General features: G+C 56.5%; 11 protein-coding genes and 1 tRNA gene. 9 read left to right on the plus strand and 3 right to left on the minus strand.

The genetic code is table 11. The features are described 5' to 3' along the window. The 8 genes from AAZT04_RS05425 to AAZT04_RS05460 all read left to right on the plus strand — a co-directional run bounded on the left by AAZT04_RS05425 (position 1) and on the right by AAZT04_RS05460 (position 6,951). Positions 1–390 carry a YcfL family protein gene (locus tag AAZT04_RS05425; protein ID WP_434679200.1) on the plus strand — a complete coding sequence of 130 codons (390 nt, stop codon included), beginning with the start codon at positions 1–3 and terminating at the stop codon, positions 388–390. 27 nt (positions 391–417) lie between these two features. Continuing rightward, positions 418–1,002 carry a penicillin-binding protein activator LpoB gene (gene lpoB / locus AAZT04_RS05430; RefSeq protein ID WP_020826357.1) on the plus strand — a complete coding sequence of 195 codons (585 nt, stop codon included), beginning with the start codon at positions 418–420 and terminating at the stop codon, positions 1,000–1,002. Next, positions 983–1,858 carry a thiamine kinase gene (thiK, locus tag AAZT04_RS05435; protein ID WP_261439710.1) on the plus strand — a complete coding sequence of 292 codons (876 nt, stop codon included), beginning with the start codon at positions 983–985 and terminating at the stop codon, positions 1,856–1,858. The genes lpoB and thiK overlap by 20 nt, the downstream gene beginning before the upstream one ends. Before the next feature lie 148 nt (positions 1,859–2,006). Continuing rightward, entirely contained in the window at positions 2,007–3,026 is a 1,020-nt protein-coding gene (gene nagZ / locus AAZT04_RS05440) for a beta-N-acetylhexosaminidase (RefSeq protein WP_048762101.1), read from the plus strand. Positions 3,027–3,098: 72 nt separating this feature from the next. Continuing rightward, positions 3,099–3,641 (plus strand): alpha/beta hydrolase YcfP, encoded by a 543-nt coding sequence (ycfP, locus tag AAZT04_RS05445; protein WP_020826360.1) that lies wholly within the window; start codon positions 3,099–3,101, stop codon positions 3,639–3,641. 332 nt (positions 3,642–3,973) lie between these two features. Further along, complete coding sequence (locus tag AAZT04_RS05450) at positions 3,974–5,278, plus strand: NAD(P)/FAD-dependent oxidoreductase (RefSeq protein WP_020826361.1); 1,305 nt, start codon at positions 3,974–3,976, stop codon at positions 5,276–5,278. Positions 5,279–5,636: 358 nt separating this feature from the next. Further along, positions 5,637–6,173 carry a glycine zipper 2TM domain-containing protein gene (locus AAZT04_RS05455; protein WP_169534192.1) on the plus strand — a complete coding sequence of 179 codons (537 nt, stop codon included), beginning with the start codon at positions 5,637–5,639 and terminating at the stop codon, positions 6,171–6,173. Between the two features lie 292 nt (positions 6,174–6,465). Then, complete coding sequence (locus AAZT04_RS05460) at positions 6,466–6,951, plus strand: RrF2 family transcriptional regulator (RefSeq protein ID WP_262032820.1); 486 nt, start codon at positions 6,466–6,468, stop codon at positions 6,949–6,951. Positions 6,952–7,027: 76 nt separating this feature from the next. Here the strand turns inward: AAZT04_RS05460 and sdeB are convergent, their stop codons facing one another. Next, on the minus strand, positions 7,028–10,171 hold the full coding sequence (sdeB, locus tag AAZT04_RS05465) for a multidrug efflux RND transporter permease subunit SdeB (protein WP_116690743.1): 3,144 nt from the start codon (positions 10,169–10,171) through the stop codon (positions 7,028–7,030). A gap of 22 nt (positions 10,172–10,193) precedes the next feature. Beyond that, entirely contained in the window at positions 10,194–11,381 is a 1,188-nt protein-coding gene (locus AAZT04_RS05470) for an efflux RND transporter periplasmic adaptor subunit (RefSeq protein WP_020826365.1), read from the minus strand. Between the two features lie 296 nt (positions 11,382–11,677). Here AAZT04_RS05470 and AAZT04_RS05475 point away from each other — a divergent pair, with 296 nt between their 5' ends. Continuing rightward, on the plus strand, positions 11,678–12,034 hold the full coding sequence (locus AAZT04_RS05475; protein ID WP_020826366.1) for a helix-turn-helix domain-containing protein: 357 nt from the start codon (positions 11,678–11,680) through the stop codon (positions 12,032–12,034). Between the two features lie 159 nt (positions 12,035–12,193). Here the strand turns inward: AAZT04_RS05475 and AAZT04_RS05480 are convergent. Continuing rightward, positions 12,194–12,283 (minus strand) — tRNA-Ser (locus tag AAZT04_RS05480). Positions 12,284–12,361 lie beyond the last annotated feature (78 nt).

Consider the following 12,361-nt stretch of genomic DNA (forward strand, 5'->3'; position numbering starts at 1 on the left):
ATGCGCTATAGCAAATCCCTGCGTTGTCTGATGGCGCTGGTGTTACCCGCCGTTATTTTAATGGGCTGCAGCAGCCCGAAAGGCATCGCGGTCAACGACCGACAGACGGTAGTGATGGATTCGCCGGTGCTGACCGCGGGCATTCTGGCCGATAATCCGTCGATTTCGGACGCTTCCGGGCGCGTGATGGCTACCTCGGAACTCAGTAACAGCCAATCCACACCGGTAACGGTACACTATCGTTTTTACTGGTATGACGATCAGGGGCTGGATATCCGGCCTTTTGAGGCGCCGCGCACCATCACTATTGCGCCAAATTCAGACGCCACTATTTACTCGCTTAACGGCAACCTCGATGCCAAACGCGTGCGTCTGTATCTATTCTTGTAAACTCTTGGTTCAGTGGGAGAGGGATTAATGAAAAAGTATCTATTTGTGGCGCTGGCCGCGTTGACGTTAACCGGCTGTTTATCGCGTCCGCCGGAACCGGAGCAACCGCAGCCGCCGGTGACGGTTGAGCCGGTAACGCCGCCGATCGAGCAGCCACAACCGCCGGTTAGCGAGCCGGTACCGCAACCGCCGAAAATTCAGCAGCTCGATTGGCTTGGCAGCGTACAGCCGCTGGTGAACCAGATGCTGAAAGCCGATGGCGTCAATCCAGGCAGCGTGCTGTTGCTCGACAGCGTGAAGAACAACACCAACGGCGCATTGCAGACGGCGAAAGCGACCTCGGCACTGCACAAGGCGTTGGCATCCAATCAAACCTTCTCCATCGTGCCGGAAGCGCAGTTGGTCAGCGCCAAACAGACGCTGGGCCTGTCGGCGGATGACAGCCTGGGTTCACGCAGCAAAGCCATTGGTCTGGCGCGGATCGTCAGTGCACAGTACGTGTTGTACAGCGACGTCAGTGGCGACGTGAAGTCCCCAACGTTGGATATGCAACTGATGCTGGTGCAAACCGGTGAAATCGTCTGGTCAGGCAATGGCACCGTTAAACACTGAAGCCACGTTGCGAGCACTGATTGAGAACGAACTGCCGGCGGTGAAAACCGCCGGTTGTCGTTTCAGCCCGGTGCAGGGCCTGACCGGCGAAAGTTGGCGTATTGAAGGCGAAGGTGTGCAACTGTTGGCGCGTCAGCAAAGCCCAGAGAAAAGTGCGCTGGGCGTCAGCCGCCGGCGCGAGGCGCGGGTGCTGCATCGCCGTGGGAAGGACATCGGGCCACAGGTTTTAGTGCAAAATAATCAGTGGATTATCCTGCAGTGGCTTGATGGTGACGTTGTCACAGGTGCGGATTTTTCTCGCCTCAATGAGCAGGGCGATTTGGCGGCGTTGCTGGCCGGTTTGCATCGGCAACCTCCCAGCGGCTACCCGTTGAACCTGCCTCGGCAATTTGCCCGTTATTGGCAGCAATTGGATGGTCGGCGTTTGACGCCAGCCTGGCTGCGGTTGCATCAACACTTTCAGCACCGCCGCACACCAACGCCGTTGAAACTGGCGCCGCTGCATATGGATGTTCATCCGGGTAATCTGATCGTTCAGGGCGAAAATCTGCGGCTGATTGACTGGGAGTATGCGGCAGACGGCGATATTGCGTTAGACATTGCCGCGCTGTTTTGCAGTAACGCCTGGTCACCCGCGCGCCGACAGCAATTTTTGCAGCATTATGCTCGCATCGGTTACCTTGATTTACCCTTGCTGCGCAAGCAGGTTCAGCGCTGGCTGCCGTGGGTGGATTACCTGATGCTGCTCTGGTTTGAAGTGCGCTGGCAACAGACCGGCGATCCTGAATTTTTGCGCTGGGGCGCAGTGTTGCACCGGCGTTTTTGTTTAACATCCCATGTTCTATACCTAAAATAATTGGAGTTGCATTGAGGCGGCCAGTCTGTAAGTCCCCAGGAGCATAGATAACTATGTGACTGGGGCGTGCAGGCGCAGCCAACAAAGAGGCAGCTTCAAGTAGACAGGTATAAATGAAAAATGAAGTGAGGTGGCCGTGGGCCCAGTAATGTTAGATGTCGCCAGCTATGAGCTGGACGCAGAAGAACGTGAGATCTTAAAACACCCGCTGGTGGGCGGCCTGATCCTCTTCACCCGCAATTTCCACGATGCACAGCAGCTGCGTGAGCTGGTGCGGCAGATCCGCGAGGCTTCCCACGATCGGCTGGTGGTGGCGGTGGATCAGGAAGGCGGCCGCGTTCAGCGTTTCCGCGAAGGTTTTACCCGCCTGCCGGCGGCACAATCATTTGCCGCCCTGAATTCTGCCCATGAGGGCAAGCGTCTGGCGCAGGAGGCCGGTTGGCTGATGGCAGCGGAAATGATCGCGCAGGATATCGACATCAGCTTCGCGCCGGTGCTGGATATTGGCCATGTCAGCGCTGCGATTGGTGAACGCTCGTTCCACAGCGATCCAAGGCAGGCGTTGGTGATGGCTGAGCAGTTCATTTTGGGCATGCACAGCGCCGGTATGAAAACCACCGGCAAGCATTTCCCGGGGCACGGTGCCGTCAGCGCGGATTCGCACAAAGAAACGCCGCGCGATCCACGTCCACTGGCGCAGATCCGCGAACATGATATGGCGATCTTCCGCGAATTGATTAACCGCCAACTGTTGGACGCCGTAATGCCGGCGCACGTCATCTATACTGAAGCAGACCCGCGTCCGGCCAGCGGTTCCCCTTATTGGTTAAAGCAGATCCTGCGTCAGGAGTTGGGCTTTGACGGCGTCATTTTCTCGGACGACCTGTCAATGGAAGGGGCGGCGATCATGGGCAGTTATGCCGAACGTGGCCAGGCGGCGCTGGATGCCGGCTGTGACATGATCCTGGTGTGCAATAACCGCGCAGGGGCGGTCAGCGTGCTGGATAACCTGTCCCCGGTCAAAGCAGACAGGGTGAAGCAGTTATATCATCGCGGTCAGTTCACCCGTCAGGCGCTGCGTGATTCTGCGCGCTGGCAGCAGGCGCATAAGGAACTGAATGCGCTCAGCGAACGCTGGGAGGAGCACAAACAGCGTAATGCGGGGTGAACCCAGGGCGTCGTAATACGGCGTAAACGATGAGGGCTGCGGCGCGGCCCTCAGCTTGTTGCGAGGATCCACATGATTATCTATCTACATGGCTTCGATTCAACCAGTCCCGGCAATCATGAAAAGGTGTTACAGCTCCAGTTTATTGATCCGGACGTGCGCTTTATCAGCTACAGCACCTTGCATCCACGCCATGACATGCAGCATTTGTTGAAAGAGGTGGACAAGGCGGTTCAGCAGGAAGGGGATAAACATCCGCTGATCTGTGGGGTGGGTTTGGGGGGCTTTTGGGCCGAACGTATCGGCTTTCTGTGCGGCATCCGACAGGTGATCTTCAACCCCAATCTGTATCCTGAAGAGCATATGCAGGGCAAAATCGACCGGCCGGAAGAGTACCGTGACATCGCCACCAAGTGTGTCGAAGACTTCCGCGAGAAAAATCGCGATCGCTGCCTGGCGGTGCTTTCCCGCCACGACGAGGTGTTGGACAGCCAGCGCAGTGCGGAACTGCTGCACAAATACTATGAAATCGTCTGGGATGAACAGCAGACGCACAAGTTCAAAAATATCTCGCCTCACCTGCAACGTATCAAGGCGTTCAAGACCCTGCTTTAACAGTTTTATAACGCGCGATGTCGCCGCAATGATTGCTTTTTACAGGCAAACATTGCGGTATTTTGCGGTCAAAAAGCGCCGTTTGGCCCGTTGGACGGTAAAATTTGAAACTGTGACCCAGCGCTAACTATTTGAATCACAATCCTCAAAATTTCCCTTCGTCCAGCCTTTAACCAAAAAAGTTTGATGTACATCAATTTTGGTATTACCAAATAACCCCCCATGCTATTCTGGCTTTAGATAGCAGGTTTAATTTACGCGAACCCTATGTATTCTAAGGATATTATTTCTTTACCCTTGGGCAACAATTGGTTCACATTTAGGGGGTTATTTTGACAACGCCAAAGAAAAAAATCGTCATCGTGGGTGGTGGCGCCGGTGGTCTGGAACTGGCGACCAGCCTGGGCCATAAACTCGGTCGTAAGCATAAAGCTGAAATCACGCTGGTGGACCGTAACCACAGCCATCTGTGGAAACCTTTGCTGCATGAAGTCGCAACCGGTTCCCTTGATGATGGCGTTGACGCGCTGAGCTACCTGGCGCATGCGCGCAATCACTCTTTCAGCTTCCAACTGGGTTCGCTGACCAACATCAATCGTGAAACCAAAACGCTGCACCTGGCGCAAATCTGCGACGAGCAGGGTGGCGAATTGGTGCCTGAGCGCGAGTTGTCTTACGACATTCTGGTGATGGCGCTGGGCAGTACCTCGAACGACTTTGGCACTCCTGGCGTAAAAGATCACTGTATCTTCCTGGATAACCCGCACCAGGCGCGACGTTTTCACAACGAGATGCTGAACCTGTTCCTCAAGTTCTCGGCGCAGCCGGGGCAAAAAGAGCGGGTGAATATCGCTATCGTTGGGGGCGGTGCCACTGGCGTTGAGCTGTCCGCCGAGCTGCATAATGCGGTGAAACAGCTGCACAGCTATGGTTTTGAAGGCCTGGACAACAGTGCACTGAACGTGACGCTGGTCGAAGCGGGCGAGCGTATTCTGCCTGCGCTGCCGCCGCGTATTTCGGCTGCTGCACATCAGGAACTGAACAAATTGGGCGTGCGCGTGCTGACCAACACCATGGTCACCAGTGCGGATGCCAACGGTCTGAATACCAAAGGCGGCGAATTTATCGATGCCGATCTGATGGTGTGGGCGGCCGGTATCAAGGCGCCGGACTTTATGAAGGACATCGGCGGGCTGGAAACCAACCGCATCAACCAGCTGGTGGTAGAGCCAACGTTGCAAACCACGCGCGATCCGAACATTTTCGCCATCGGCGACTGCGCTTCATGCCCGAAAGAGGGCGGTGGTTTTGTACCGCCGCGCGCCCAGTCGGCGCACCAGATGGCATCACGCTGCTTTACCAACATTCTGGCGCTAATGAACGGCCAGACGCTGAAGCCGTACGTGTATAAAGACCACGGTTCGTTGGTGTCTCTGTCCCGCTTCAGCACCGTGGGCAGCCTGATGGGCAACCTGATGCGCGGTTCGATGATGGTGGAAGGCCGCATTGCGCGCTTTGTTTACATCTCGCTGTACCGTATGCACCAGGTCGCTTTGCACGGCTACATCAAAACCGGCCTGATGATGCTGGTTGGCGGCATTAACCGGGTGATCCGCCCGCGTTTGAAAATGCACTAACCGCCCCGTTATCGACCACCCACGCCGGTTCGCCCGCGTGGGTTTTTTTATGCCTACAGCCGCAAGATCGGGGAGGCAGCAGCTGATTATTCAGCACAATGTCCCGTCGTTATGGGTAAAAGTCTTAAGAATCCTCCTAAACACTGGGGGTAAGTGGGATTTCCGGCATTTTTGGTCACATTGTCTTATTGCGAGGTTCTGGAACATTGTGCAGACTTTCTCTCGTTTACAGACGGCGCGTCGCGCACGCCGTAAACCGGAATACCACGTGCCGCCAATGCGCAAAATAATAAGCGCGGTGCAATGTCGGTAAAGTCCCCGGTACAAATGCGTGGTAACACTTTCAGGAGGATTTCCTGTGAACAAGTCAATGTTAGCCGGTGTGGGTATTGGTATTGCAGCCGCTCTGGGTATTGCTGCGGTTGCCAGTCTTGACGTTTTCTCTTCCGGTCCGCAATACGCGCAGGTACTCGCTGCCACGCCGATCAAAGAAACCATCAAGACCCCGCGTCAGGAATGTCGTAATGTGACCGTCACTCACCGTGCGCCAGTACAGGACGAGAATCGTCTTGCCGGCTCCGTGCTGGGTGCGGTCGCCGGCGGCGTCATCGGTCATCAGTTCGGTGGGGGTCGTGGACGTGACGTCGCGACGGTCGTCGGCGCATTGGGCGGCGGCTATGCCGGTAACCAGGTGCAGGGGGCGATGCAGAATAACGACACCACCACCAGCACGCAGCAGCGTTGTAAAACGGTCTACGACAAATCACAGAAAATGCTGGGTTACGACGTGACCTACAAGATTGGCAATCAGCAGGGCAAGATCCGCATGGATCACGATCCCGGCACCCAGATCCCGCTGGATAAAAGCGGCCAGCTGGTGCTGAACAAAGCCTGATCGCCCGATAAGAATTAAACCCGCGAACAGTGTTAGTTCTGATCGTTTAACTCAGTTAAGCGAGCGGCATTAATATTGGCGCGGGTTTCTGTCTATTTACTCCCCGCCGTTTTGCCGTCAGGCCAGTACTGACGCTATTTCCCGCACTAATGTATCCGTGCGATTTATCCGGGCATAACTTCAATAGTGCAACAGTGTTTGTTATATTATTGTGCAATTGAGCGGGTGTTGTGGCGTGATGCCACCCCGGCCAAACCTGAGAATTGGGTCTCCCGGAGACAGAGATAAAAACATGTTAGATTTTCGCTTTCCGACAGCGTTGCAAATGGTACTTAGCGTAGCCGTGGCTGAAAAGCTGGGCGTGCGTTCGACCAGCGCGGTCCTTGCCGCCGGTCTGGAAGCCAATCCCAGTTTTATCCGCAAGCTGATGGTGCCCTTGACCAAAAATGGCATCATCGTTTCTACCCTCGGCCGTAATGGTTCGATTCACCTGGGGCGTCCGGTGGAGCAGATCACCCTGCGAGATATTTACCTGTCCGTGATTGACGATAAGCGCATCTGGGCCGCCCGCCCGGAAGTGCCGGCCCGCTGCCTGGTCAGCGCCAATGCCTGTTGGTATTTCAAGTCGGTGGTAAACGAAGCGGAAGAAGCGTCGCTAGAAGTACTGGCGCGCCATACGGTAGCCGACGCGTTGGCCGAGCTGGAGCGGGGCGATAAGCGTGCCTGTGCGGAATATATGGCGCGTGCCGGTCAGGATGCAGTGACAGCGGAAAAATAAATCACGCTAAACGCTAAAACAAAGAAAAAGCCCGGTGTTTAAACCGGGCTTTTTTATGGCTGATACAAACGGAAGATTAGGCCGTTTGCTGACGTGCCTTACGTGTGACCATACGACGCAGGGTTACGTAGAACACCGGGGTCAGGAACAACCCGAACAGCGTGACGCCCAGCATGCCGGCAAACACCGTAATACCGGTGACGCCGCGCACTTCGGCCCCGGCACCGTGCCCCAGGATCAGGGGAATGGTTCCGGCGATAAAGGCGATAGAGGTCATCACGATCGGCCGCAGTCGCAGACGGCAGGCTTCCAGCGCCGCTTCCATGATGCTTCTGCCCTGTAGCTCAAGTTCGCGGGCGAACTCGACAATCAAAATGGCGTTTTTACAGGCCAGCCCCATCAATACCACTAACCCTACCTGGACGAACACGTTGTTGTCGCCGCCGGTCAGCCAGACGCCGAACAGCGCCGACAGCATGGTCATCGGCACGATCAGGATCACCGCCAGCGGCAGCGTCCAGCTTTCGTACAGCGCCGCCAATGCCAGGAAGGCCAGCAGTACCGCCACCGGGAACACAATAATCGCCGCATTGCCCTGGGTTGACTGTTGGTAGCTCAGGTCGGTCCATTGGATGTTCATACCGTTCGGTAACAGCTTATTGGCCATGCTGGTCAGTTCACTCATTGCCTGTGACGATGACAACACCCGTGGATCGGCATCGCCAATCAGGTCCGCCGCCGGGAAACCGTTGTAGCGGATCACCGGGTCCGGGCCGTAGGTGGTGCTGATGCTGACCATGCTGCCAATCGGCACCATTTCACCCTTATCGTTACGGGTGCGCAGGTTGGCGATATCCTCCACGCTGTCGCGGAACTGACCATCAGCTTGGGCCATCACTTTCCAGGTGCGGCCGTAGCGGTTGAAGTCATTGATGTATGACGAACCAAGGTAGGTCTGCAGCGTGCTAAACAATGCGTTAAGCGGTACGCCTTGCGCCTTGGCCTTGTCACGGTCAATTTTTGCGTCCAACTGCGGCACGTTGGCCTGATAAGACGAAATAGGGAAGCCCATGCCCGGCGTTTGCATGATGGCACCCGACATCGTATTGATCGCAGTCTGCAGCGCGCCATACCCCAGACCGGCACGATCCTGAATATACAGCGAATACCCGGAACCCTGACCGATGCCGAGAATGGGCGGTGGCATGATCGAGAAGGCGAAGCCTTCCTGGATCTGCGAAATCTTGGCGTTAATTTCGGCGTTAATCTGCGCCGCACTGCGGGTGCGGGTGCTTAACGATTCAAGCGCAAAGAACACGGTACCGGTGTTGGGCGTATTGGTGAATTGCAACGCATTCAAACCGGGGAAGGAGACTGCATCGGTTACGCCGTCGACGCTCAGGCCGATAGCGCTCATCTTGCGGATCACCGCATCGGTACGCTCCAGTGACGAACCTTCCGGCATTTTCACCCCGCCAATCAGGTAAAGTTTGTCCTGAGTCGGGATAAATCCGCCCGGAACGGTTTTAAACATCACCCCAGCGGCACACAGCAACAGCACATACACCACAAATACCGCGCCACGCTTGCCTAACGCACGTGAAACCCCACGCTGATAACGTTGCGAACTGTTGGCAAAGAAGCGGTTGAACGGGCGGAACAGCCAACCGAATAACCGATCAATCAGGCGTGACGGCATGTCCTTCGGCGCACCGTGCGGTTTGAGCAATAGCGCTGCCAATGCCGGTGACAGGGTCAGCGAGTTGATGGCGGAAATTACGGTCGAAATGGCGATAGTGACGGCAAACTGCTTATAAAACTGGCCGGTAACGCCCGAAAGAAACGCCATTGGGACGAACACGGCGCACAGCACCACGGCGATGGCGATAATCGGGCCGGAGACTTCGCGCATTGCCTGATGCGCTGCCGCCAGCGGCGACAGACCTTCTTCAATATTACGCTCGACGTTTTCCACCACCACGATGGCGTCGTCGACCACGATACCGATGGCCAGCACCAGCCCGAACAAACTCAACGTATTGAGCGAGAAACCCAACAGATAGAGCGCAGCAAAGGTGCCGACGATGGAGATCGGAACCGCCAGCAGCGGGATGATCGACGCGCGCCAGGTCTGCAGGAACAGGATGACCACCAGAACCACCAGCAGCACCGCTTCAAGCAGGGTATCTATTACCGAGCGGATAGAATCGCGCACGAACACCGTAGGGTCGTACGGCGATTCCCAGCTCATGCCGTCCGGAAAGCGGGTCGACAGCTCGGCCATTTTGGCTCGCACCGCATTGGACAGCTCAATGGCATTGGCACCCGGTGCCTGGAATATACCAATCCCGACCGCGTCTTTATTATTGAGCTGGGCACGTAACGCATAGCTGCCGGACCCCATTTCAATTCGTGCTACGTCACGCAGGCGGACGATCTCGCCGTTGTCGCCGCTTTTGAGAATGATATTACCGAACTCTTCCTCGGTCTGCAGGCGGCCCTGCGCGTTGATCGACAGCAGGTAATCGCTGCGGGTCGGCATAGGTTCCGCCCCCAACTGGCCGGCGGAAACCTGCACGTTTTGCTCCTGCATGGCGGTAACCACGTCAGAGGCCGTCAGCCCGCGTGAAGCGACCTTGTTCGGATCCAACCAGATGCGCATCGCATATTCGCCCGCACCGAAGATCTGTACCTGACCGATCCCCGGCAAACGGGCCAGCTCATCCTTGACCTTCAGGGTGGCGTAGTTGCGCAGGTACAGTGAATCGTATTTGCCGGAAGGGGAGACCAAATGCACCACCAGCGTTAGGGCAGGTGATTGCTTCTGGGTGGTTACCCCCTGGCGACGCACATCCTCCGGCAGGCGCGCTTCGGCCTGCGCCACGCGGTTTTGCACCTGCACCTGTGCCTGGTCAGGATCCGTACCCGGGCGGAAGGTGACGGTGGTTACCAGGACACCGTCGGAACCGGCTACCGATTTCATGTACATCATATTTTCGACGCCGTTGATCGCTTCTTCCAGCGGCGTTGCAACCGTTTCGGCAATCTCTTTCGGGTTGGCGCCCGGGTATTCTGCGCGCACCTGCACGCTGGGCGGCACGACGTCAGGGTACTCGCTGATCGGCAACAGCGGGATGGCAATCACACCGCCGACAAAAATCAGGATCGACAGCACCGCGGCAAAAATCGGTCGGTCGATGAAAAAACGGGAAAAGTCCATGGCTCAGAATTCCTGCTGGGGCTTAGTTAAGCGCGGAAGCATCGGCGTTGATCGCCACGGTTTTTGCTGCAACCGGCATGCCCGGCATAAACACTTTTTGCATACCGTCGACGATCACCCGATCGCCCGCAGACAGGCCTTTGCGGACAATGCGCAGTCCGTCAGCCACGCGGCCTACCTCGATGTCTCGGCGCTGCGCCTTGCCGTCTTTATCGACGATATAAACAAACTTGCGGTCCTGATCGGTCATTACCGACTTGTCGTCAATCAGCATGGCGTTGAACACGGCGCTGCCGGGCATCTGCACCCGTGCAAACAGCCCTGGCGTAAAGCGGCGCTCGGCGTTTTCCAGCAGGGCGCGCATACGAATGGTGCCGGTGCCGGCGTTCAGTTGGTTATCGGTGAAATCCACCACGCCCTGATGCGGATAGCCGTCTTCCCCCACCAGCCCGACCTTCACCGGCAGTTTTGCCGTGCGTCGACCATCGTTTTGGTACCGTAGGAAGGTGGCTTCATCGACGTCGAAATAGACATACACCTTATCGAGCGAGACCAGCGTGGTGAGCACGCTGGCGCTGTCGCCGGCGGTGACCAGGTTACCGGCAGTGATCATGGCGCGGCTGGCGCGACCGTCGATCGGGGCGATCACTCGGGTAAAGTCGAGATTCAGCTGTGCCATGTCGAACTGGGCCTGGGCCGCTAAAACGTTGCTCTGTGCCTGTGCGGCGGAGGAGCGGCGTTGTTCCCATACCTCGGTCGAAATCGCCTGGCTGCCAATCAGTTTCTCGGTACGGCTGGATTCGCTGCGCGCCAGCGCGGCCTGGTTGCGTGCCCGTACCAGTTCGGCCTGAGCCTGTTCGCGCGCGGCGCGGTAGGTACGATCGTCTATGGTAAACAGCACCTGACCTTTCTTGACTTCGTCGCCTTCGGTGTAATTCACCTTGTCGATATAGCCGGAAACCCGCGGACGCAACTGCACGCTTTGCACCGCTTCGATTCGGCCATTAAAGGTATCCCATTGGCTGATGGGTTTGATTACCACGTCGGCGGCGCTGACGGCAGGCGGCGGGGGGGCCGCATTCTTGGCGGCGCTGTTATCACACCCGGCCAGCAACGTGACCAGCAGCGCAATCGCCGAGAGGCGTGCGCCGAAACCGATGGCGTTATGACGGCCTGGAGAGGGGAACAATGAGTTTGGCTGGCTTGGCATTCTTTTTATTTCCAGTGGGTAAGCACGATCAGGCCATACACCCGGCCCTGTTATCCGGGTAACGACTCTGGCCTGGGGCCGACGGCAGTGCGGTTGCACCGTCATCGGCGCAACGGTTAGGTTTTGAAACACATTGTTGTCACATTAATGTATCAATATCGGTTACATTAATTGGGTGGATTATAGAAGTGCCCCTCCGTTAAATGCAATAATAAAAATTGCATTTAGTGCGAAACTGCTGCAACGTAATGACATCGGGCAGCGGATTTACCTGCCAACGTCATGGGAGCGTCAGCATGAATAGCACGGGCTTTATTACTGATTTGATTGAGTGGATTGACAACAATCTGGAAGAGAAGCTGGATATCAACACCGTGGCGGGGCGCGCGGGGTATTCCAAATGGCACCTGCAGCGCATGTTCAAGCGCCAGACCGGCTACGCGCTGGGGGAGTATATCCGTATGCAGAAGCTGAGGCTTTCAGCCGAGCGCCTGGCCAACAGCGGCGAGCCGATCGTCAGCGTGGCGATCTCACTCGGTTTCGATTCGCAACAGTCCTTCAATCGCAGTTTTAAACGCCATTACGGCCAAACCCCGGGTGACTGGCGCCGAGGTGGAATGCAGCCGCACATGATGGCCAACCGGCCGCACTGAGCCGGGTTGCAGACAGCAAAAAAGCCTGAACTCGCGTTCAGGCTTTCTCGTTAAATAGGGCTGTGAGGGAGGGCTTGATTCGCTGCACTCACGCTCCCGGTCGGTATGAGATGCAAAAAAAAAAGTCTGGAGGTTAATCCAGACTTTCTCTTTAAAATATGGCGGTGAGGGAGGGGTTCGAACCCTCGATACACTTTCGCGTATACACACTTTCCAGGCGTGCTCCTTCAGCCACTCAGACACCTCACCGTATTTTGTTGTTGCGTACTCACTGGTGCAACGGGGCGCTACTATAGGGAGAGAGGGCGATCCGGTCAAGCAGAATTT

Origin of the sequence: Serratia sp. Je.1.23.a, from assembly GCF_051129805.1 — a bacterium.
GTDB lineage: Bacteria > Pseudomonadota > Gammaproteobacteria > Enterobacterales > Enterobacteriaceae > Serratia > Serratia liquefaciens.